The following is a 21,764-nucleotide window of genomic DNA, read 5'->3' as shown; positions in this document are numbered from 1 at the left end:
CCGCTACGGTGCCGTCCATGACGACCGACGACACCGCGGCGACGACCGCCGCCCCCGCCGTCCACCCCCGTTTCGCCCAGGCCCTGCGCGGACTCGGGCTCGGCGACCTGACCGCCGAGGTCCGGCACTTCCCCGAGGCCACGCGCACCGCCACCGAGGCCGCCGCCGCCATCGGGTGCGAGCTGAGCCAGATCTGCAAGTCGCTCGTCTTCGCCGCCGACGGCGTGCCGGTGCTGGTCCTCATGGACGGCGCCTCCCGCGTCGACGTGGAGCGGGTCCGCGAGGAACTCGGCGCGGGCAAGGTCACCCGGGCCAAGGCCGACGTCGTACGCGAGACCACCGGGTACGCCATCGGCGGCGTCCCGCCCTTCGGGCACCGGGAGCGGACCCGGGTGCTCGCCGACCGGTCCCTGCTCGCCCACGAGGTCGTCTGGGCCGCCGCCGGCACCCCGTACGCGGTCTTCCCGATGGAGCCCGGGCAACTCGTCGCCACCGCCGGCGCCACCCTCGTGGACGTGCGCGAACGCCCCGAGTGACCTCACCGGCCACCGCCGGGGTGATGCGTACGACGCCCGTGAGGCGCACCCTGGAAGAAGGTGTTCCGGAGGTGATCGTCATGATGCACACCGCAGTGGGATGGCATGTCGAGCTGGAGTTCATGGAGGACGACCAGCACACGCGGGCGGTCGCGATGGTGCGGCTCCCCGACGGCACCGAGGTCCGCGCGCACGGTCACGCCAGCCGGCACCGCGTCGACCCCCACCAGCCGAGGGTCGGCGAGGAGGTCGCGGGGGCGCGGGCGTTGAACGAGCTGGCGATGCGACTGCTCACCAAGGCGCACGACGAGATCGACGCGGCGTCGGGCAGGACGTCCCACCCGATCCACGTGTGAGACGCCCCGAGGCGCGCCCCGGCCGGCGGCGTGAGGCGTACGCCTAGCCGGTGGCGAGCGACGTACGGACCGCCCGCACCAGGGCCTGGGCCCGCGGGTCGGCCGTCACGGTCTTGCGGAAGCCGTTGGTGACGTAGCCGAACGCGATGCCCGCCTCCGGGTCGGCGAAGCCGAGGGCGCCGCCGCGGCCCGGGTGGCCGAAGGAGCCGGGGGACAGGAACGGCGACGCGCTGCCGTGCAGCATGTACCCGAGGCCGAAGCGGGTGCCCACGACGAGGACCCGGTCCGGTCCGGCCGACTCCTCGGCGCGGGCCCGTTCCGTCGTCGCGGGATCGAACAGCCGCGGGTGCCGCGTCACGCCGTCGACCTCGCCGATCAGCGCCGCGTAGAACCGGGCCAGCGCGTCCGCCGTCGCGACGCCGTTGGTCGCCGGGAGGGCCGCGGCGCGGTAGGCGGGGTCGTTCTGGTCGGGGAACGGCGTGATCGCGGCGAAGGCGCGGCGGGTGAGGGAGCCGGGGTCCTGGTACGCCTCGGTGACGGACCGCTTGGGCCGCAGGCGCGGGCCGTCCCCCGACGGCTCGGGGTCCTCCAGGCGTCCGACCCGCCCGGCGCGGCCCGCCGCCTCCTCGGCGGGCGGCAGCCCCACCCACAGGTCCAGCCCCAGCGGCCGGGCGATCTCGTCCGCGAGGAACTCCCCGGCGCTCCGCCCGCCGGTCACCCTGCGCACCAGCTCGTCGAGCAGCCAGCCGTACGTCAACGCGTGGTAGCCGTGGTCGGTGCCCGGCTCCCAGACGGGTGCCTGGGCGGCGACGGCCTCGGGGCCCCGCAGCGGGTCGAGGGCCTCCTCGGGGGTGAGCGGGCGGTCGAGGACCGGCAGCCCGGCCCGGTGGCTCAGCACGTGCCGCACCAGCACCCGCTCCTTGCCGTGCGCCTTGAACCGCGGCCAGTACGACGCCACCGGCGCGTCCAGGTCCAGCTCCCCGCGCTGGTGCAGCAGCAGCGGTACGGCGGCGGCGACGCCCTTCGTCGCCGAGCGCACGACCTGCGCGGTGCCCCGGCGCCACGGCTCGGCGCCGTCCGCGACGCCGTCCGCCGCGCGCTCCGCGCCGTCGACGTGCTTGGTGCCGCCCCACAGGTCGACGACCTTGCGTCCGTCCCGGTAGACGGCGACCGCGGCGCCCCGGTCACCGCGCTCGGTGAAGTTGCGTGCGAACGCGTCCCTGACCGGCTCGAAGCCCTCGGCGACCGTGCCGTGCACGTTCACGTCCACGTTTCCGCTTCCTTCCGCTCTCCTGTGACAGGGGGTGATAGGGGGTGGCAGTGGGTGCAACCGCCACCGACCGCCCCCGATTCCGCCCCCGGTTCCCCCTCGCGATTCCGCCCCGGCCCGAGCGCTCATCTCACCTGTGATATTCGGCCCGAAAGGCGTGGGACGGGAAATGTGGGACATTGGATGAGGGGTGGACGCACAGCTTTCGCACAGGTGGCACAGGTGGCACAGCGCTAGGGGCGATCCGATGTCCGTTGTCGAAGAGTACGCACGAGCCCACATCCTGACGGACGCGGACCTCCCGGACGCGGACGACGGCGGAGCGATACCCGTCGTGCTGCGTTACGACCCCGACCACGACCCGCGGTCCGTGCGGGTGGCGCTCCCCGCGCGGGGGCACGGTGCCGGCCCCCGCGAGTGGACCTTCACCCGGGCGCTGCTGGAACAGGGGCTGCGCGCGCCGGCCGGCCGCGGCGAGGTGCGGGTGTGGCCGTGCGGCCGGGTGCAGACCGTCGTCGAGTTCCACACCCCGCAGGGCTGCTCGGTGGTCCAGTTCGAGACCAAGGCGCTCATGCGGTTCCTGCGCCGCACCTACACGGCGGTGGCCCAGCCGGTGGCCCACTGAACCACCGGCCGCCCACGCCCGCGCCGGTCAGCCCGCGTTCTTCAGCAGCGCCGCGACGATCGGCCCCGCGCTCTCGCTGCCGTGGCCGCCCTGCTGGACCACGCCCGCGGCGGCCAGGTCGCCCTTGTACGCCGTGAACCAGCCGTTGGGCTTCTCCTGCCCGTCGACCTCCGCCGAGCCGGTCTTCGCGCCGGCGTCGCCGCCGACCCCGGTCATCGCCTCCGCGGCGGTGCCCGCGGCCGCCGTGTAGGACATCAGGTCGCGCAACTGCGCCAGCGTGGACGCCGACATGGTGCGCGAGGCGGTGGCGAGCGCGCGCCCGTCGACCGAGGGGGCGACCAGGTACGGCTGGTGGAAGCTGCCCGACTTCACGGTCGCCGCCACGGACGCCATGTTCAGCGGGTTCATCCGCACCCCGCCCTGGCCGATCAGGGAGGCGGCCATCGGGGCCGCGCTCTGCACCGGCACCGCGCCGTCGAAGGTGGGCACACCGACCGACCAGTTGTTCATGGACAGGCCGAACACCTCCTTCGCCTGCCGGGTCAGGTCGTCGTTCTCCAGCTTCGGCGCCTGGCTGATGAAGGCGGTGTTGCAGGAGCGGGCGAAGCTCGCCTTGAAGGTGCCGTCCTTGATCTCGAACTTGTCGTCGTTCTGGAACTTCCAGCCGCCGTAGCTGAAGTACTTCGGGCACGGGTGCTTCTTGTCCGCCGACGCCAGGTTCTTCTCGATCAGCATCGAGGCGGTGACGACCTTCATCGTGGAACCGGGCGCCAGCGAGCCCTGGAAGGCGGTGTTGAAGCCGCGGCCGCCGTTGGCGACGGCGAGGATCTCGCCCGTGGAGGCGCGCAGCAGGACCACCGACGCCCGTGGCTTGCCGGACACCTGCTTCTCGGCGGCGGCCTGGAGGGCGGGGTCCAGGGTGGTCTTCAGGGTGCCGGGCGTGCCCTCGCTCAGCTCCAGCAGCGTCTTGTCGGAGACCTTCGCCGCCTTGGACTCCTTGCCGCGGACCACGCGCAGTTCGACGCCCGGGGTGCCGCCGGCCCGCTTGCCGTACTTCTCGCGCAGGCCGTCCAGGACGGTGCCCAGCGACGGGTACTTCGCGGCGGTGAGTTCCGCGCCGTCCCGGTCCAGCGCCTTGACCGGCGGGGTCCCGGCCTCCCCGGTGACCAGCCGGTCGCCGTCCTTCAACTCCGGGTGGACCACGGCGGCGTGCCAGTCGACGCGCGGCTCGCCGTCACCGGCCCGGCGGACGACGGTCAGCGCGCTGTCGTACGCCAGCGGCTTCGCCGTCTCCTCGTGGGCGACGGTGGCCTTCACCGAGAACGGCACCTTCTCCCCGGCCGGGGTGCCCGCGGTGAGCGTGGCGTCCTTGACGCGGGCGTCCTTCGTCCAGCCGGTGAGCTGCGCCTTCGCCGCCTCGGCGTCGTCGGTCGCGGCGGCGGCCCCGGCGATGTCGCCGCTCTGCCAGGCGGACAGGAAGCGCTCGGCCGCCGAGGTGACCTCGGCCGCCGACAGGGGGCCCGACTTCACCTCGTTCCCCGGCGCGGACCTGGTCCGCGCGCCGTCCTCGGCGCCGGGCCCGCCGCCGTACATCGCGTAGGCACCGAATCCGGCGCCGGCCACGATCACGGCGGCCACGCTGCCGATCACGGCGGGTTTCGTCTTCCGCCGCTCACCGGCGGCCCTTCTGCTGTTCACTGCGTCCCGTTCCTCCGCGGCGCCCGTCGTCGCGGGTCCGCCGGTGCCCTTGCTGCGTCACGCTTCCAACGACGGCGACCACCCTAGGGGGTGTTCCGAGGGGCGTCCGACGCCTCCCGTCCGCCGTGCGGCGGACGGGACGTCACCTCCCACCGGCCCGCCCGCCGGGCCGGGTTCAGCCCCCGGCCCGCAGTACGTCCGCCACGATCGGGCCGGCCGCGTCACCGCCGTGGCCGCCCGCCTCGGTCATCGCCGCCGCCGCGACGTCACCCCGGAACCCGGTGAACCAGCTGTTGGACGTGGTCTGCCCGTCCACCTCGGCCGAGCCCGTCTTGGCGCCGATGTCGCCGCCGAGTCCGGACATGGCCGCGGCGCCGGTGCCCTGCGTGGCGGTGAGCCGCATCATCTGCTTGAGCTGGGCGGCGGTGCTCTGCGGCACGCCCTTGGCGGTGGCCAGCCGCCGGCCGTCCAGGTCGGGGGAGACCAGGTAGGGCTGGCGGAACTCGCCGGTGATGGCGGTCGCCGTCACGGACGCCATGTTCAGCGGGTTCATCTGCACCTGGCCCTGGCCGATGGCGCCCGCCGCCCGGTCCGGGCCGCTCACCGCGGGGACCTTGCCGTCGAAGGAGACGATGCCGGTCTGCCAGTCGTCCCGGCCCAGCCCGAAGCGCTCCTCGGCCTCCGCCGTCAGCGAGGCGTCCGTCAGCGGCTCCTCGTCGATGAGCTTGATGAAGCCCGTGTTGCAGGAGCGCATGAAGGTGTTGGCGAGGGTGGCGCCCTCGTCGGGCGCCATGCCGGTGAGGTTCTTGAAGGTCTGGCTCTGCCAGGTCGCCGTGTCCGGGCAGGGCGCCGGGCCGTTCATCGTGGTCACGCCGTTGTCGATGAGCATGGCCGCGGTGATGATCTTCATGGTGGAGCCGGGGGCGACGCGTCCCTGGAAGGCCGCGTTGAAGCCGTCCGCCCGGTTGTTCGCCACGGCCAGCACCTCGCCGGTGCTGGGCTCGACGGCCACCACCGAGGACTCGCCGTACCGTTTCACCGCCCGCTCGGCCGCCGCCTGGACGCCCGCGCTGAGCGTCGTCTCCAGCCTGCCCGGCTCGCCCTGGGCCAGGGTCAGCAGCGGGGTGTCCGGCCCGCCGTCGCTCCCGTGCCGGATCACCAGCTCGACCCCCGGGGTGCCGCCCGCCTTGTCGCCGTACTTCTCCCGGAGCGTGGCCAGGACCGGGCCGAGGGAGGGGTACTTCTCCTTGGTGAGCACGGCGCCGTCGCGGCCGACCGCCTGGATCTGCGGGGTCGCCGACTCCTCGGTGACCAGGGTGTCGCCGTCCTTCAGGTCCGGGTGGACGACGGACGGCCGCCAGTCGACCAGCGCCCGCCCGGTGGTCTGCCCGCGCACCACCGTCAGCTCGCTCTTGTACGTCAGCGGCTTGGTCGCGCCCTCGTACGACACCTTCGCCTTCACGGTGAACGGCACGGCGGTGCCGGTCGCCTCGCCGGGCGTGATCCGGACGCCGGTGATGTGCGCCTCGTCGCCGTAGGCGGTCAGCAGCGTCCCGGCGACCGCCGCGTTGTTCGTGTGCGAGGCCGCCGTGGCGGCGTCCCCCTTCTCCCAGGCCGTGAAAAACTTCTCCGCCGTCTCCTCGACCTCGTCACCGCTCGGCGGACCGCTCTTGACCGACGCCCCGGCGGGCCCCGAGCCCCCGTCGCCGTTCAGCGCCGAGACGACGTTGTAGGTGCCGTACCCGGCCCCGCCGACCATCACGGCGAACACGCCGCCTATGACGGCGACCTTCACCCCCCTGCCCATCGGCAGTCCCTCCCCGTCGGATCCCCGTTCCGTACTCCTTCCGCACGCGGGCTTGAACGCGTTCAGAAGCAGTTGTGGGTAGCACTCTAGGTGCGGGGAGTGACATGCGGGACGGTTGTTTCCGTATGTTGGCCGAATGGAGATCCGGTGTGCCGGCGCCCGCTCACACCCACGTGTCCAGCCACATACGTGACCGCCAGTCCTCCATCGGGATGGCGGTGCCGGTGTAGAGGGGCCAGAAGTAGATGAAGTTCCAGGCGATGAGCAGCACCAGGACGCCCGCGCCCGTGGCCCCCGCGACGCGCCGGGCGTCGCCGCAGCCCGGCCGGCCGATGACCGCCCCCAGCAGCATCGCCACCGCCAGGCACAGGAACGGCAGGAAGACCACGGCGTAGAACAGGAAGATCGTGCGCTCCTGGTAGAAGAACCAGGGCAGGTAGCCGGCCACGATCCCGCAGGCGATGGCTCCCGCGCGCCAGTCCCGGCGGAAGACCCAGCGCCACAGGACGTACAGCAGCGCGAAGCAGCCCACCCACCACAGCAGCGGCGTGCCGAGCGCAAGCACCTCGCGGGCGCACTTCTCGCCCGCGTCGGCCGGGCAGCCGTCCGTACCGGCCGCGGGCGACTCGTAGAAGTAGGAGACCGGACGGCCCAGGACGATCCAGCTCCACGGGTTCGACTGGTAGGTGTGCGGCGAGGTCAGGTGGGTGTGGAAGTCGAGGACCTGCGTCTCGTAGTGCCACAGGCTGCGCAGCCAGTCCGGCAGGAACGACCAGGAACTCTCCTTGCCGTCGGTCGCCGCCCAGTTCCGGTAGTAGCCGCCGCTGCCGTCGGCGGGGGAGAGGATCCAGCCCAGCCAGGACAGCACGTACGTGGCCAGCGCCACCGGCACCGTCGACAGGAACGCCCAGCCCAGGTCGTACCTCAGCACCGCCAGATGCGGCCGGTGCGCGCCCGCGACCCGGCGGGTGCCGACGTCCCACAGCACGGCCATCACACAGAAGGCCGCCATGATGTACAGGCCGTTCCACTTGGTCGCCGCCGCCAGGCCCAGCATCAGGCCCGCCGCCAGCCGCCACGGCCGCCACCCGAAGCGGAACGTCTCCGCGAGGTCCGCGTCCGGGCGCACCCGGCCGTCCTCGTCCACCGGCAGCGCGGCGGCGAGTCTCCCGCGCGCCCAGTCGCGGTCGGCGACCAGGCAGCCGAACGCCGCCAGCACGAAGAACATCAGCACGCCGTCCAGCAGCGCGGTGCGGCTCATCACGAAGTGCAGCCCGTCCAGCGCCATCAGCGCGCCCGCCAGGCAGCCCAGGAACGTGGACCGGAACAGCCGCCGCCCGATCCGGCACAGCAGCAGCACCGACAGCGTGCCGAGCAGCGCCGTCATGAACCGCCAGCCGAACGGGTCGAACCCGAACAGCAGCTCGCCGAGACCGATGACGTACTTGCCGACCGGCGGATGCACGACGTACGCCGCGTCCGTGGGGATCGGGACGTCGCCGCCGGAATTCAGGACCAGGTCGTTGGCGTTCTTGTCCCAGTTGACCTCGAAACCGCGGTGGATCAGCGCCCAGGCGTCCTTGGCGTAGTACGTCTCGTCGAATATCACCGCCTTCGGGCTGCCCAGGTTCCAGAACCGCAGCACGCCCGCGAGCAGCGCCACCAGCAGCGGCCCGCCCCACGCCGACCAGCGCACGAGCCGGTCGGCGCGCGGCTTCGACAGGCCGAGGAAGACCCACAGGCGGGGACCGGGGCGCGTGTACGGCGGCACCAGCCGGCCGCGGACGTCGTCGGCCGCGGGCCCCGCCGTGTAGCCGAAGCGGCGCAGCCGCTGCGGCCAGGTGGTCCGCCGGTCGTGCGGCGCCTGGTCCTGCCGGGTGTCCGTGGAGGACGCGGTACTGGTCACCGCGCCATCGTAGGGAACCGCGCTGTGTGCGTCCCGCGCATGGCCCCGACCGGTGGTCCGGATGCGTTCCGGTCCGCCCGCTGCTGGGAGGATGGGGAGGTGACTGGAACCCTTGTACTGGCGGGCACCCCCATCGGCGACGTCCAGGACGCCCCGCCCCGGCTCGCCGCGGAACTGGCCGGCGCGGACGTCGTCGCCGCCGAGGACACCCGGCGGCTGCGCCGGCTCACCCAGGCGCTCGGCGTCACGACGTCGGGGCGTGTCGTGTCGTACTTCGAGGGCAACGAGTCCGCCCGCACGCCCGAGCTGGTCGAGGAACTGGTGGGCGGCGCGCGGGTGCTGCTCGTGACCGACGCCGGGATGCCGTCGGTGTCCGACCCCGGCTACCGGCTGGTCGCCGCCGCCGTCGAACGGGGCGTGCGGGTCACCGCCGTGCCCGGGCCGTCCGCCGTGCTCACCGCGCTCGCGCTGTCCGGGCTGCCCGTCGACCGGTTCTGCTTCGAGGGCTTCCTGCCGCGCAAGGCCGGCGAGCGGCTGACCCGGCTGCGCGAGGTGGCCGGGGAGCGCCGGACCCTCGTCTTCTTCGAGTCCCCGCACCGCGTGGACGACACCCTCGCCGCCATGGCCGAGGTCTTCGGCGCCGACCGGCGGGCGGCCGTCTGCCGGGAGCTGACCAAGACCTACGAGGAGGTCAGGCGGGGCCCTCTGGCCGAGCTGGCCGCGTGGGCCGCCGAGGGGGTGCGCGGCGAGATCACCGTCGTCGTCGAGGGCGCGCCCGAGCAGGGGCCCGGGGAGGTCGGCGCGGAGGAACTGGTGCGCAGGGTGCGGGTGCGCGAGGAGGCGGGGGAGCGGCGCAAGGAGGCGATCGCGGCGGTGGCCGCGGAGGCCGGCGTGCCCAAGCGGGAGGTGTTCGACGCGGTGGTGGCCGCCAAGAACGCGGGCGCGTGACCGTTTCCTGACCGGGGATCCGGGGGCGGTGCGGCGCCCGGACGGGACCGGACGGGACCGGCCGGACCTTTCGTAGGATCGACGGCATGCCTTCGAACGCCTCGGGCCGGTCCGACAAGAACGACGCGCCGCCGCTCCCCGAACCCCTCCGGGTGCCGGTCGCCGACTCGCACACCCACCTCGACATGCAGGCGGGCACGGTGGAGGAGGGCCTCGCCAAGGCCGCGGCGGTCGGTGTCACGACCGTCGTCCAGGTCGGCTGCGACCTCGCCGGCTCCCGCTGGGCGGCCGAGACGGCGGCGGCGTACGACGCCGTCCACGCCACCGTCGCCCTGCACCCCAACGAGGCGCCGCGCATCGTCCACGGGGACCCCGACGGTTGGTCCCGGCAGGGCGCGCGGCAGGCCGGCGGGGACGCGGCGCTCGACGACGCCCTCGCCGAGATCGACCGGCTGGCCGCGCTGCCCCAGGTCAAGGGCGTCGGCGAGACGGGACTGGACTACTTCCGCACCGGACCCGAGGGCAAGGAGGCGCAGGAGCGGTCCTTCCGCGCCCACATCGAGATCGCCAAGCGGCACGGCAAGGCCCTGGTCATCCACGACCGCGACGCCCACGCCGACGTCCTGCGCGTCCTCAAGGAGGAGGGCGCCCCCGAGCGGACCGTCTTCCACTGCTACTCCGGCGACGCCGAGATGGCCGAGGTCTGCGCGAGCGCCGGCTACTACCTGTCCTTCGCCGGCAACGTCACCTTCAAGAACGCCCAGAACCTGCGCGACGCCCTCGCCGTCGCCCCGCTGGACCGCGTCCTGGTGGAGACCGACGCGCCGTTCCTGACGCCCGTGCCCTACCGGGGCCGCCCCAACGCGCCCTACCTGGTGCCGGTGACGGTGCGTGCCATGGCCGCCGTGCGGGGCGTCGACGAGGACACGCTCGCGGCGGCGCTGGCCGCGAACACCGCGCGGGCCTTCGGCTACTGAGGCGCGCGCCGACCGGTCGCGGCGCCCGCGGGGCACGCGTGGCGCCACGCTGCGTAGTCGCGTCGCTTTGGAGAGTGACCGGCGCTCCGCTAGGTTCTGGTGGCCCGATCCGGACCCCTGGAGCGTGTCGGCGTGAGCGGAACCCAGTTCGAGACCTGCGAGGCACCGGCGCCTTACGAGCCGTACGGGCCGTACGAGCCGTACCGGCCGTATGACGCGGCACCGGCACCGGCACCGGCACCGGCGCCGTACGAGCCGTACGACGCGGCGCCGGCGCCTTACGACCTGCACAGCGCGCCGACCCTCGCGTACGGCGAGACCTACCGGCCCGCCCACCGGGCGGCGGACGACGGCCGGGGTGCGCGCCGGCGCCGCGAGCGGAGCGCGGCGCGTGCCGACGGCTCCCTGCGCCGGCTGCTGCCGCGCGCGCTGGTCCTGGCGTTCCTCGCGGGCGGCACCACCGCCTTCGTGGCCGAGGACAAGGCGGTCGAGCTGACCGTCGACGGCACCCCGCGCACCCTGCACACCTTCGCCGACGACGTGACCGAACTGCTCGCGCGGGAGGGCGTCCAGGTGGGCGCCCACGACGTGGTCGTGCCCGCCCCCGGCACGCCGCTGACCAGCGGCGAGGAGGTCACCGTCCGCTACGGGCGGCCCGTCCTGCTCACCCTCGACGGTCACCGGCGCCAGGTGTGGACGACCGCGGGGACGGTGGAGGGGGCGCTGCGGGAGCTGGGCGTGCGGACGGAGGGCGCGTACCTGTCCACCGAGGGCTCCCGGCGCATCGGACGCGAGGGCCTCGCGCTGAACGTGCGGACCGAGCGGGTGGTGACGGTCATGGCGGACGGCCGGGCCCGCACCATCCGCACCAACGCCGCGACCGTGCGCGAGGCCGTCGAGGAGGCCGGCGTCACCCTGCGCGGCCAGGACACCACCTCCGTACCGGCGACCGGGTTCCCCCGCGACGGCCAGACCGTCGGCGTGCTGCGGATCACCACCTCCCAGGAGGTCCACGAGGACCCCGTCCCCTTCGCCGTGCGCCGCACCGACGACCCCGCCCTGCACCGCGGCACCGAGGTCGTCGAGCAGGCGGGGCAGCCCGGGCTGCGCCGGACCACGTACGCCCTGCGCACCGTCAACGGCGTCCGGCAGAAACCGCGCCTGCTGCACACCGAGCTGGTCCGCGCGCCCCGCCCGCGGATCGTGCGGGTCGGCACCCGTCCGCGGCCCGCGTCCGTACAGGGCGCCGACGACCTGAACTGGCGGGCGCTGGCCGCGTGCGAGTCCGGCGGCCGCCCCGACGCCGTCGACCCCTCGGGGACGTACGGCGGCCTCTACCAGTTCGACACCCGCACCTGGCACGACCTCGGCGGCGAGGGCCGCCCCCAGGACGCGCCGCCCGCGGAGCAGACCGCCCGCGCGAAGAAGCTGTACGTACGCAGCGGCGCCGCGCCCTGGCCGCACTGCGGGGCCCGCCTGCGCGGCTGACCCGCGACGGCCCGGATCCCCCGACCCCGGCCTCCGGGCCCCCCGGCTCCCGGGTTTCCGGGGCGTCGGCCCCCGGGCCCCCGGGCCCCCGGCCCCTGGCCCCCGGTCCCCGGCCCCCAGGCCCCCCGGGCCCTGGCCTCGGTCCCTTGGCCCCCGGGCCTCCCGGGCCTCCCGGGGTCCCCGGCCCCCGGGCCGCCCGGCTTCCGGGCTTCGGGGCTTGCGGGCTCCCGGACCCCCGGGCCCCCGGACTCCCGGGCCCCCGGACCCCCGGGCTTCCGGGCCCCCGGACTCCCCGGTCCCCGGGCCCCGGCCTCTTGGCCCCCGCCCGCCCGGGCCGCCCGGCTTCCGGGCTTCGGGGCTTGCGGGCTCCCGGACCCCCGGGCCCCCGGACTCCCGGACTCCCGGGCCCCCGGCCTCTTGGCCCCCGCCCGCCCGGGCCGCCCGGCTTCCGGGCTTCGGGGCTTGCGGGCTCCCGGACTCCCGGGCTCCCGGGCTCCCGGGCTTCCGGGCTTCCGGGCTCCCGGGCTCCCGGACCCCCGGGCTTCCGGGCCGCCGGACTCCCGGGCCCCCGGACCCCCGGGCTTCCGGGCCGCCGGACTCCCGGGCCCCCGGGCTTCCGGGCCGCCGGGCCGCCGGACTCCCGGACCCCCGGGCCGCCGGGCCGCCGGACTCCCCGACTCCCGGGTCCCCGGGCCCCCGGCCTCTTGGCCCCCGCCCGCCCGGGCCGTCACCCCGTCGCCCCCGGCTACCCTTGCGGGGTGAGCAGCCCCACCCCCGACGCCCTTCTCGGGCCCGCCGACGTCCGTGAACTCGCGGCAGCGCTCGGCGTGCGCCCCACCAAGCAGCGCGGCCAGAACTTCGTCATCGACGCGAACACGGTCCGCCGTATCGTCCGCACCGCCGAGGTACGCCCCGACGACGTGGTGGTCGAGGTGGGGCCGGGTCTCGGCTCGCTCACCCTGGCCCTGCTGGAGGCCGCCGACCGGGTCACCGCCGTCGAGATCGACGACGTCCTCGCCGCCGCCCTCCCCGCCACCGTCGCCGCCCGCATGCCCGAGCGCGCCGACCGGTTCGCGCTGGTGCACTCCGACGCGATGCACGTGACCGGGCTGCCGGGCCCCGCCCCGACCGCGCTGGTCGCGAACCTCCCGTACAACGTGGCCGTGCCCGTCCTCCTCCACATGCTCGACACCTTCCCGACCATCGAGCGGACCCTCGTCATGGTCCAGGCCGAGGTCGCCGACCGTCTCGCCGCCGGACCCGGCAACAAGGTGTACGGCGTCCCCTCCGTCAAGGCCAACTGGTACGCCGAGGTCAAGCGGGCCGGGTCCATCGGCCGCAACGTCTTCTGGCCCGCGCCCAACGTCGACAGCGGGCTCGTGTCACTCGTCCGGCGGACCGAGCCGCTGAAGACCACCGCGTCCCGGCGGGAGGTCTTCGCCGTCGTCGACGCCGCGTTCGCCCAGCGCCGCAAGACCCTGCGGGCCGCCCTCGCCGGATGGGCCGGTTCGGCCGCCGCCGCCGAGGCCGCCCTCGTCGCCGCGGGCGTGTCGCCGCAGGCGCGCGGAGAGGCGCTGACCGTGGAAGAGTTCGCGCGTATCGCCGAACACAAGGAGTGACGAGCAAGTGAGCGTGACGGTCCGCGTCCCCGCCAAGGTCAACGTCCAGCTCGCGGTCGGCGCCGTGCGCCCCGACGGCTTCCACGACCTGGCCAACGTCTTCCTCGCGGTCTCCCTGTACGACGAGATCACCGCGACCCCCTCACCGGAGGGCCTGCGCGTCACCTGCGAGGGCCCGGACGCCGACCAGGTCCCGCTGGACCGCACCAACCTGGCCGCCCGCGCGGCCCTCGCCCTCGCCGAGCGGTACGGCCGCGAGCCCGACGTCCGTCTCCACATCGCCAAGGACATCCCCGTCGCCGGCGGCATGGCGGGCGGCAGCGCGGACGGCGCCGGCGCGCTGGTCGCCTGCGACGCCCTGTGGGGCACCGGCGCCTCCCGCGCCGAGCTGCTGGAGATCTGCGCCGAGCTGGGCAGCGACGTGCCGTTCAGCCTGGTCGGCGGGGCGGCGCTGGGCACCGGGCGGGGGGAGAGGCTGACGGAGCTGGAGGTCGGCGGCGACTTCCACTGGGTGTTCGCGCTGGCCTCGCGGGGGCTGTCCACGCCGGCCGTCTTCCGCGAGTTCGACCGGCTGGGGGAGGGCCTGGACATCCCCGAGCCGGTCGCCGCGCAGCCGGTCCTCGACGCCCTCGCCAAGGGCGACCCCGCCGCGCTCGCAGTCGCCGTCACCAACGACCTCCAGCCCGCCGCGCTCTCCCTCTTCCCCGAGCTGTCCGACACCCTCGCGGCGGGTCGTGCGGCGGGCGCGCTGGCGGCCCTGGTCTCCGGATCGGGGCCGACGACGGCCTTCCTCGCCACCGACGCGAAGTCCGCGTCCGACATCGCGGGGGTGCTGCGGGCGTCGGGGACCTGCCGGGACGTGCGTACGGCGGTGGGGGCGGCGGCGGGGGCGACGGTGGTGTGAGAGGGCTCGGCTTCAGTACCCTTCGATGGCGGTCAGGTCGATGTCGATCGGGTAGGGGACGTCGACTTTGATGCGGTCGTGATGAATGCCGGTCAGCGCGTAGGTGCCCGTGGTCTGTCCGAGCTCGTACACCTGGATCACAGGACGGCTGTCCGGGCTGACCATGTCGACCAGCCAGAAGTGGCGAATCCCCGCTGTGGCGTATTTGTGGGGCTTGGTGTGCCGGTCCCGTGACTCGGACTCCGGCGAGACCACCTCGACTGCCATCACGACCTCGTCTCCCTCGAAACGCGTCTGGAGAGGTCCTCGTCTCGCTTCTGCCTTGACGATGGAGATGTCCGGCTCCGGGCCGTTGCGCCGGTCCAGTACGACGGTCATCTCACGGGCGACCTTGAGATGCGACGGAATCGTGCTCCGTAGGCCGGTCACCAGCAGGTCGATGGCCGCAAAATGGAACCAGCGCTGTGGACTCACGAAAACCAGGCTCCCGTCGATCAACTCGGTGTGTCGCGGGAGATCGGGCAGTGTGAACAGGTCGTCCACGGTGTAACCGTCCGTCGGCGGCATCGGCCAACGCGACTGCTCGACGAACTCGGCGGTCATGGTTCCTCCCATATGCGGGATCCTGCTGCCTGCCCTCCAAGGTAACCGGGGGGTACGACACACGTCATCACAAAGAGTGACCAACCCCGTCCGCGTCACCCCGCCCCCCGGAGGGCCTACGCTTGAAGGCTGATCGTCCCCCAGTCAGGAGAGAAATGGCCGTCAACCTGGTCAATGTCGAGAACGTCAGCAAGGTGTACGGCACCCGTGCACTCCTCGACGGCGTGTCCCTCGGCGTCTCCGAGGGGGACCGCATCGGTGTCGTCGGCCGCAACGGCGACGGCAAGACGACCATGATCCGGCTGCTGGCCCGCCTGGAGGAGCCCGACACCGGTCGGGTCACCCACTCCGGCGGGCTGCGGCTCGGTGTGCTCACCCAGCACGACTCCCTCGACCCGGAGGCCACCGTCCGCCACGAGGTCATCGGCGACATGGCCGACCACGAGTGGGCGGGCAACGCCAAGGTCCGCGACGTACTGACCGGGCTGTTCGGCGGGCTGGACATGCCGGGCTTCCCGCAGGGGCTGGACACCGTCATCGGGCCGCTCTCCGGCGGTGAGCGGCGCCGGATCGCGCTGGCCAAGCTGCTCATCGAGGAGCAGGACCTGATCGTCCTCGACGAGCCCACCAACCACCTCGACGTCGAGGGCATCGCCTGGCTCGCCCGGCACCTGCGCGAGCGCCGGTCCGCGCTCGTCTGCGTCACCCACGACCGGTGGTTCCTCGACCAGGTCTGCACCCGCATGTGGGACGTGCAGCGCGGCGACGTGTACGAGTACGAGGGCGGCTACTCCGACTACGTCTTCGCCCGCGCCGAGCGCGAGCGCATCGCCGCCACCGAGGAGACCAAGCGGCAGAACCTGGTCCGCAAGGAGCTGGCCTGGCTCAGGCGCGGGGCGCCCGCGCGGACGTCCAAGCCGCGCTTCCGCGTCGAGGCCGCCAACGAGCTGATCGCCGACGTGCCGCCGCCCCGGGACAGCAGCGAGCTGATGAAGTTCGCCTCGTCCAGGCTCGGCAAGACCGTGTTCGACCTGGAGGACGTCACCGTCCAGGCCGGTCCCAAGGTGCTGCTCAAGCACGTCACCTGGCAGCTCGGCCCCGGCGACCGCATCGGCCTGGTCGGCGTCAACGGCGCCGGCAAGACCTCCCTGCTGCGCGCCATGGCCGAGGCCGCCCGCAGCGAGGGCGAGCGGCAGCCCGCGGGAGGGCAGGTGCGCGTCGGCCGGACCGTCAAGCTGGCCTACCTCTCCCAGGAGGTCGCCGAACTCGACCCCACCTGGCGGGTGCTGGAGGCCGTGCAGCGCGTCCGCGAGCGCGTCGACCTCGGCAAGGGCCGGGAGATGACCGCCGGGCAGCTGTGCGAGACCTTCGGCTTCGGCAAGGAGAAGCAGTGGACGCCGGTCGGCGACCTCTCCGGCGGTGAGCGGCGGCGGCTCCAGCTGCTGCGGCTGCTGATGGACGAGCCCAACGTCCTCTTCCTCGACGAGCCCACCAACGACCTCGACATCGAGACCCTCACCCAGCTCGAGGACGTGCTCGACGGCTGGCCCGGCTCGATGATCGTCATCTCCCACGACCGGTTCTTCGTCGAGCGGACCACCGACCGGGTCTTCGCCCTGCTCGGCGACGGCGCGCTGCGGATGCTGCCGCGCGGCATCGACGAGTACCTGGAGCGGCGGCAGCGGATGGAGGAGGCGGCCGCGGCCGCCGCCCCGGTGGCGGTGAAGCCGGCCGCGGACGTGTCCGAGAAGAGCGCCGCCGACGTGCGTGCCGCCAAGAAGGAACTCCAGAAGATCGAGCGGCAGCTGGACAAGGTCTCCGAGAAGGAGGGCAAGCTGCACGCGCGCATCGCCGAGAACGCCACGGACTTCGCGAAGGTGGCCGAACTGGACGCCGAGCTGCGCGAACTGGCCGGTCAGCGCGAGGAGCTGGAGATGCGCTGGCTGGAACTGGCCGAGGACGCCTGAGTCACCGCGCGCGGGGGGCGCGCGTGGCGTGAAGAGGGCGTGAAGGCGCGTAACGGAGCCATCACGGGCCGGTCCTCCCTTGGGAACAGGGGCGGACGCGGCCCGGTGCGCCCTTCCTCCCGGGTGATAGAAAGGCCGTCCGAGAACTGTCTGAATCACTGCCGCCAGACGACTCCGAGGCCAGCGCGTACCTCGGGCCGTGGCTAGAAATCAGTGAGCAATAAGGGGGAACGCGCTGATGAGCCAACCGCCCAGTCAGCCGCCGCAGGGTGGCTTCGGAGCGCCGCAGGATCCACCACCGGGAGGCTTCGGGGCGCCGACCCCGCCGCCCCCGCAGGGCCCGCCGTCCGGTCCGCCGCCGCAGCCCGGGTACGGCTACCCGCAGCAGCCGGGACAGCCCGGACAGCCGGGACCGTACGGACAGCCGGGGCAGCCCGGACAGCCGGGTCCCTACGGGCAGCCCGGCCCGTACAACTCCGGCCCGTACGCCCAGCCGCAGCAGCCGGGACCGTACGGCCAGCAGCCCGGGCAGCCGGGGTACGGCTACCCGCAGGCGCAGTTCCCGGGCGCCCCCGGCACCCCGCCGCCCGGCGGCTCCGGACCCCGCAGCCCCTTCAAGGGCAAGCCCGCCCTGGTGGTCGGCGCCGCGGTCGCGGCGCTGCTCGTCATCGGCGGCAGCGTGTGGGCGGTCACCGCGAGCGGCGGTGACGAGGAGAAGGACAAGAAGCCCGTCGCCGGCAAGAGCGACGACCCCAAGCCCGCCGGCTCCGGCGCCGCCCCGGTCGACCCCGGTGACGGCAGCGGCGACGGCGGCGAGGACCCCGAGGACCTCAACGAGGGCCGCCAGGCGGGCGAGTCCAAGGTGCTCTGGTACAAGGAGGCGCCCGACGCCCCCGGTTCCGGCGCCGACGCCCCCGGCATGTGGATCACCGACAAGACCGCGGTGAAGGCGGCGTACAAGCAGGTCTTCGCCTACGGCGTGGAGGACGGCAAGCCGTCCTGGGACCCGATCGCGTTCCCGGAGAAGATCTGCGCGGTCACCCCGGAGAAGACGGCTGACGACAAGATCGTCGTCGCCTACATGAGCGGCTCCAGCGACCGCGCCAAGTGCAACAAGCTCCAGGAGATCGACCTCGCCACCGGCGCGAAGGGCTGGACCCAGGAGGTCGGGGACGGCGAGCTGTTCGACTCCACGCTCTCCGTCGAGCTCACCGTCAGCGGCAAGGTCCTGATGGTCGGCCGCTCCCAGTCCGGCACCGCCTACGACGTCACCAGCGGCAAGAAGCTGTACGACAAGAAGCGGTACGGGGACGCCTGCTTCCCGGCCGGGTTCGCGGGCGGCGCGACCAAGCTCGTCCAGGTCGCCTCCTGCGGCGCCGGCGGCAACAACGAGCACGACGAGCTGCAGGGCCTCGACCCGAGGACCGGCAAGGTCCTGTGGACCTACAAGTACGAGAAGGGCTGGCGGGTCGCCCGCGCCTACTCCGTCGACCCCCTCGTGATGTACGCCACCAACGAGGACAAGAAGGTCTGGAACATCTCCACCTTCACCTCCGGCGGCAAGGTCCTCCAGCAGGTCGGTGTCGACGAGGACTTCGCCCCCGAGTGCGGCTGGGCGATCCTCGAACGCGACCTCCAGGGCTGCGCGGGCGTCGCCGTCGCCGGCGGCACCCTGTACCTGCCGACCGAGGCGACCACCGGCGCCAACGAGATCGTCGCGATCAACCTCACCACCGGCAAGGAGAAGTGGCGGGTGAAGTCCCCCGCGGACGAGACGATGACGCCGATGAAGGTCGAGGGCGACCGGCTCATCGCGTACGTCCAGCCGTCCTACGACGCGGGCGGCAAGGTCGTCTCCATCGCGACCGGCGGCGGCAGCCACGAGCCGTCCGAGCTGCTGCGGAACCCGCAGGGCGTCGCGGACATCGAGGGCAGCTTCTACTCCAAGGACATCGACTGGGTCGACGGGCGGTTCTACATCTCCAACACCCGGCTGACCGGCAACGACGACACGAAGGAGAAGTTGATGCTCGCCTTCGGCAAGTGACCTTCTTCTTCCGTTCGTCCGCGTCCTGAACCGTCCCCGTCCCCGCTCTTTCGAGGTACTCACGCCATGACCCAGCCGCCGCCCCAGCCACCGAACCAGCCCCCGCAGGGGGGAGGCTTCGGTCCGCCGCAGGACCAGCCGCCGCAGCCGCCCACCCCGCCGGCGGGCGGGCCGAACCTCGGCAAGACGCCCGAGCCGGGCTACGGCTATCCGCAGACGCCGCCGCAGGCCCCCGCGGCTCCGCCGGTCCCGCCGGCCGGCGCGCCGCAGACTCCGCCGGGGTACGGGTATCCGCAGACCCCGCCGCAGCCGCAGCCCGGTTACGGCTACCCCGGTCAGCAGCCCGGCCCGTACGGGCAGCCGCCGCAGCCGCAGCAGCCGGGGCCTTACGGGCAGCCGACTCCGGCGTACGGCCAGCCGGGGCAGCCCGGTCTCCCGGGGCAGCCCGGTTACGGCTATCCGCAGGCGACCGTGCCGATGCAGGCGCAGGCCGGCGGGCCCGGCGGGGGGCGGAAGATCAACGCGCAGGTGGCGATCATCGTGTCGGCCGTCGTCGCGATCGCGCTGATCATCGGCGGTGGTGTCTGGTACGCCGGTTCCTCCGATGACGGCGGCAAGGACGACACCGCCGGCACCAGCGGCGGGACCGGCGGCAAGGGCGGCACGGACGAGAAGGGCGGCGAGGGCGGCGGCTCCTCCAAGGGCGAGGAGAAGGTGCCCTCGAACCCCGCCTCGAAGGTGCTCTTCCAGGTTCCCGCGCCCCCGGTGAGCAAGGAGGACAACAGCGTCGTCGTCGACGGCTCGTGGCTCACCGACAGCGTGTACGCCAAGAGCGGCATCGCCGAGATCGTCGGCTACGACCCCGCCAAGGGCAGCGAGAAGTGGACGGTCAAGCTGCCCGGTCCCGTGTGCACGGCCAGCAAGTACGTCACCGACGACAACAAGACGGTCGTCGTCCACCAGCCCGCCATGCCGACCAAGGCGGAACCCTCGCACGGCTGCACCCAGGTCGCCGTCATCGACCTGGACGCGGGCAGGAAGGTGTGGACGAAGACCGCCGGTGACCAGCCGATGTCCTTCGACAACGTGACCATCAGCGGGGACACCGTCGCGGCCGGCAGCACCGACGGCGGCGTCGCCTGGGACATCGCCAAGGGCAACGTCCTGTGGTCGCCGAAGACCGCCGACACCTGCTACGACGCGGGCTACGGCGGCGGCGAGAAGCTGGTCGCGGTGCGCAAGTGCGGCACGTACGACGCCCGGCAGCTCAACATCCAGACCATCGACCCGAAGAGCGGGAAGGTGATCTCCGAGTACAAGATGGCCAAGGGCATCGAGTACGCGGGTGTCGTGTCGACGAACCCGCTGGTCGTGGCCGCCGACGTCGGCGACTCCGCCGGTGACGGCAGCGGCATCTCGGACTTCTTCTCCATCGACAACAAGACCGGCAAGCTGCTCACCCGCATCTCCGCGCCGGGCGAGCAGTTCGCGGCCCGCTGCGACACCATCACCAAGATCGAGCACTGCTCGGGGCTCGCGGTCGGCAACGGCCGGCTCTACATCCCGACCGAGGAGCACGAGGGCGGCGGCGAGTCGTACGTCCGGACCAACGAGGTCGTCGCCTTCGACCTCGCCACCGGCAAGCAGACCGGGCAGCGCGCCGACGCCGGCGACGGCTACACCATCACCCCGCTGCGCATGGACGGCGCCAACGTGATCGCGTACAAGCGCCCGCCGTACGACAAGGGCGGCCAGATCGTCAGCATCGACGGCGGGACGTTCCAGCAGACGAAGCTGCTGGAGAACCCGGCGACGGAGACGGTGCGGGACGTGGAGGCGAGCATGCTTCCGGAGTACTCCGAGATCCTCTACTCGCAGGGGCGCCTGTACATGTCGCAGGTGTACGCCAGCGAGCCGACCAGCGCGGACGAGAAGGAGTACCTGGCGATCGGGTTCGGCGCCGGCGGCTGACACCGCGTCGGGTACCGGTGTTCCGGAGCTGTCCCCGCGGCCCCGTCCCTGTTCAGGGGCGGGGCCGCGGGCCGTATTGCGGGGGAATTCGGCGATCCGGGGCGGTTATCACCGGTAGGGGCAGCGCGACGTCGAGCCAGCGTGTAGCTTCCGGGGGATGAAGGGCGGGGTCGGGTCGGGGTGGGGCCGTGGGTGGGGGGCCGGGGTCCTTGCCGTCCGTGCTGTGCCGTGCCGGGGGTCTGGGTGACTGGGGGGTTGCTCTATGGGAGTACGGCTCATGGTGGTCGACGATCACCGATTGCTCGCCGAGGCGCTGGCCTCGGCGCTGAAGCTGCGGGGGCACCGGGTGCTGGCCGCGGCGGCGCCGGCCGCGGGGGCGGCGGAGCTGGTGATCAGCCGGGCGCCGGAGGTGTGCCTGCTGGGGACGGCGGCACCGGCCGAGCCGGGGATCTTCGATCCGGTGGTGCGGATCAAGCGGGAGCGGCCGCAGGTGGCGGTGCTCGTGCTGGGGCCGGTGCCGAGTCCGCGGGGGATCGCGGCGGCGTTCGCGGCGGGGGCGTCGGGGTACGTCCGGCACGACGAGCGGATAGAGGGCGTCGAGCGGGCGATCATGAAGGCGCGGGCGGGGGAGGCGGCGGTGGCGCCGGCGTTGTTGCAGGGGGCGTTCGGTGAGCTGCTGAATCCGGCGGCCCAGCCCGACGACGAGGGACAGCGGCTGTTGCAGATGCTCACGCCGAGGGAGGTGGAGGTGCTGGTGCGGGTCGCCGACGGAGAGGACACGCGGCTGATCGCGGCGGGGATGGGGATCGCGCCGTCCACGGCCCGGACGCATGTGCAGCGGGTGCTGATGAAGCTGGGCGTGGGGTCGCGGCTGGAGGCGGCGGCGCTGGCGGCGCGGACGGGGTTGCTGGATCGGGCGGTTGCCTCCGGCGGTTGAGCCGGGTGCCTGCGGCGGCCTGTGCGGGGTGGGTGGGGGTGCGGGTTGCGCGGTGCGTGGTCGGGTGGGTTGGGGCCGGGCCGGGGGGTGTCCGGCCACCGAACG

The 21,764-nt window shown here is 73.6% G+C and carries 17 protein-coding genes; 12 read left to right on the top strand and 5 right to left on the bottom strand.

Features of this window, described 5'->3' with window-relative positions; translation table 11 throughout:
- The first annotated feature begins 17 nt into the window (after positions 1-17).
- Both ACFIF2_RS34380 and ACFIF2_RS34375 read left to right on the top strand, forming a co-directional pair.
- The gene (locus ACFIF2_RS34380; RefSeq protein WP_395577213.1) at positions 18-536 is read left to right on the top strand and encodes a YbaK/EbsC family protein; all 519 of its coding nucleotides are present in this window, start codon (positions 18-20) and stop codon (positions 534-536) included.
- An 80-nt stretch (positions 537-616) separates the two neighbouring features.
- The gene (locus tag ACFIF2_RS34375) at positions 617-892 is read left to right on the top strand and encodes a DUF1876 domain-containing protein (protein ID WP_395577212.1); all 276 of its coding nucleotides are present in this window, start codon (positions 617-619) and stop codon (positions 890-892) included.
- Between the two features lie 43 nt (positions 893-935).
- Here ACFIF2_RS34375 and ACFIF2_RS34370 read toward each other — a convergent pair whose 3' ends face one another.
- Entirely contained in the window at positions 936-2,156 is a 1,221-nt protein-coding gene (locus tag ACFIF2_RS34370; protein WP_395577231.1) for a serine hydrolase domain-containing protein, read from the bottom strand.
- Positions 2,157-2,409: 253 nt separating this feature from the next.
- On the opposite strand from ACFIF2_RS34370, the gene ACFIF2_RS34365 reads away from it, so the two are divergent.
- Complete coding sequence (locus ACFIF2_RS34365; protein ID WP_395577211.1) at positions 2,410-2,787, top strand: SsgA family sporulation/cell division regulator; 378 nt, start codon at positions 2,410-2,412, stop codon at positions 2,785-2,787.
- A 27-nt stretch (positions 2,788-2,814) separates the two neighbouring features.
- Here ACFIF2_RS34365 and ACFIF2_RS34360 read toward each other — a convergent pair whose 3' ends face one another.
- From ACFIF2_RS34360 to ACFIF2_RS34350, 3 genes are all read right to left on the bottom strand, one after another.
- Positions 2,815-4,485, bottom strand: coding sequence for a penicillin-binding transpeptidase domain-containing protein (locus ACFIF2_RS34360; RefSeq protein WP_395577210.1), 1,671 nt, complete (start codon positions 4,483-4,485; stop codon positions 2,815-2,817).
- A 175-nt stretch (positions 4,486-4,660) separates the two neighbouring features.
- Positions 4,661-6,292: a penicillin-binding transpeptidase domain-containing protein gene (locus tag ACFIF2_RS34355; protein WP_395577209.1), complete on the bottom strand. Its 1,632-nt coding sequence runs from the start codon at positions 6,290-6,292 to the stop codon at positions 4,661-4,663.
- Positions 6,293-6,455: 163 nt separating this feature from the next.
- Positions 6,456-8,198: a dolichyl-phosphate-mannose--protein mannosyltransferase gene (locus ACFIF2_RS34350; RefSeq protein ID WP_395577208.1), complete on the bottom strand. Its 1,743-nt coding sequence runs from the start codon at positions 8,196-8,198 to the stop codon at positions 6,456-6,458.
- A gap of 99 nt (positions 8,199-8,297) precedes the next feature.
- On the opposite strand from ACFIF2_RS34350, the gene rsmI reads away from it, so the two are divergent.
- From rsmI to ACFIF2_RS34325, 5 genes are all read left to right on the top strand, one after another.
- The gene (gene rsmI, locus ACFIF2_RS34345) at positions 8,298-9,146 is read left to right on the top strand and encodes a 16S rRNA (cytidine(1402)-2'-O)-methyltransferase (RefSeq protein ID WP_395577207.1); all 849 of its coding nucleotides are present in this window, start codon (positions 8,298-8,300) and stop codon (positions 9,144-9,146) included.
- Positions 9,147-9,232: 86 nt separating this feature from the next.
- Positions 9,233-10,123, top strand: a complete 891-nt coding sequence (locus ACFIF2_RS34340; RefSeq protein WP_395577206.1) for a TatD family hydrolase — start codon at positions 9,233-9,235, stop codon at positions 10,121-10,123.
- Between the two features lie 132 nt (positions 10,124-10,255).
- Positions 10,256-11,611, top strand: a complete 1,356-nt coding sequence (locus tag ACFIF2_RS34335; protein WP_395577205.1) for a ubiquitin-like domain-containing protein — start codon at positions 10,256-10,258, stop codon at positions 11,609-11,611.
- Between the two features lie 758 nt (positions 11,612-12,369).
- Positions 12,370-13,230 carry a 16S rRNA (adenine(1518)-N(6)/adenine(1519)-N(6))-dimethyltransferase RsmA gene (rsmA, locus tag ACFIF2_RS34330; protein ID WP_395577204.1) on the top strand — a complete coding sequence of 287 codons (861 nt, stop codon included), beginning with the start codon at positions 12,370-12,372 and terminating at the stop codon, positions 13,228-13,230.
- Between the two features lie 7 nt (positions 13,231-13,237).
- Positions 13,238-14,134, top strand: coding sequence for a 4-(cytidine 5'-diphospho)-2-C-methyl-D-erythritol kinase (locus ACFIF2_RS34325; protein WP_395577203.1), 897 nt, complete (start codon positions 13,238-13,240; stop codon positions 14,132-14,134).
- A 12-nt stretch (positions 14,135-14,146) separates the two neighbouring features.
- Here ACFIF2_RS34325 and ACFIF2_RS34320 read toward each other — a convergent pair whose 3' ends face one another.
- Positions 14,147-14,737 (bottom strand): Uma2 family endonuclease, encoded by a 591-nt coding sequence (locus ACFIF2_RS34320; RefSeq protein ID WP_395577202.1) that lies wholly within the window; start codon positions 14,735-14,737, stop codon positions 14,147-14,149.
- Between the two features lie 155 nt (positions 14,738-14,892).
- Here ACFIF2_RS34320 and ACFIF2_RS34315 point away from each other — a divergent pair, with 155 nt between their 5' ends.
- From ACFIF2_RS34315 to ACFIF2_RS34300, 4 genes are all read left to right on the top strand, one after another.
- Complete coding sequence (locus ACFIF2_RS34315; protein WP_395577201.1) at positions 14,893-16,704, top strand: ABC-F family ATP-binding cassette domain-containing protein; 1,812 nt, start codon at positions 14,893-14,895, stop codon at positions 16,702-16,704.
- Between the two features lie 238 nt (positions 16,705-16,942).
- Positions 16,943-18,751: a PQQ-binding-like beta-propeller repeat protein gene (locus ACFIF2_RS34310; protein ID WP_395577200.1), complete on the top strand. Its 1,809-nt coding sequence runs from the start codon at positions 16,943-16,945 to the stop codon at positions 18,749-18,751.
- A gap of 66 nt (positions 18,752-18,817) precedes the next feature.
- A complete protein-coding gene (locus tag ACFIF2_RS34305) occupies positions 18,818-20,722 on the top strand; it encodes a PQQ-binding-like beta-propeller repeat protein (RefSeq protein ID WP_395577199.1) in 1,905 nt (634 codons plus the stop codon).
- Between the two features lie 262 nt (positions 20,723-20,984).
- Entirely contained in the window at positions 20,985-21,659 is a 675-nt protein-coding gene (locus ACFIF2_RS34300; RefSeq protein ID WP_395577198.1) for a LuxR C-terminal-related transcriptional regulator, read from the top strand.
- The last annotated feature ends 105 nt before the right edge of the window (positions 21,660-21,764 follow it).

Origin of the sequence: Streptomyces sp. BK79 (assembly GCF_044142145.1) — a bacterium.
Lineage (GTDB): Bacteria > Actinomycetota > Actinomycetes > Streptomycetales > Streptomycetaceae > Streptomyces.
The sequence above is the reverse complement of the archived record's forward strand: the minus strand, read 5'-3'. Positions and strand labels throughout refer to the sequence as shown.

Coding starts and splice junctions, on each gene's coding strand:
- ACFIF2_RS34355 (WP_395577209.1), bottom strand. CDS start 6,292: ATGGGCAGGGGGGTGAAGGTCGCCGTCATAGGCGGCGTGTTCGCCGTG.
- ACFIF2_RS34315 (WP_395577201.1), top strand. CDS start 14,893: ATGGCCGTCAACCTGGTCAATGTCGAGAACGTCAGCAAGGTGTACGGC.
- ACFIF2_RS34340 (WP_395577206.1), top strand. CDS start 9,233: ATGCCTTCGAACGCCTCGGGCCGGTCCGACAAGAACGACGCGCCGCCG.
- ACFIF2_RS34305 (WP_395577199.1), top strand. CDS start 18,818: ATGACCCAGCCGCCGCCCCAGCCACCGAACCAGCCCCCGCAGGGGGGA.
- ACFIF2_RS34300 (WP_395577198.1), top strand. CDS start 20,985: ATGGGAGTACGGCTCATGGTGGTCGACGATCACCGATTGCTCGCCGAG.
- ACFIF2_RS34320 (WP_395577202.1), bottom strand. CDS start 14,737: ATGACCGCCGAGTTCGTCGAGCAGTCGCGTTGGCCGATGCCGCCGACG.
- ACFIF2_RS34310 (WP_395577200.1), top strand. CDS start 16,943: ATGAGCCAACCGCCCAGTCAGCCGCCGCAGGGTGGCTTCGGAGCGCCG.
- ACFIF2_RS34365 (WP_395577211.1), top strand. CDS start 2,410: ATGTCCGTTGTCGAAGAGTACGCACGAGCCCACATCCTGACGGACGCG.
- ACFIF2_RS34375 (WP_395577212.1), top strand. CDS start 617: ATGATGCACACCGCAGTGGGATGGCATGTCGAGCTGGAGTTCATGGAG.
- ACFIF2_RS34380 (WP_395577213.1), top strand. CDS start 18: ATGACGACCGACGACACCGCGGCGACGACCGCCGCCCCCGCCGTCCAC.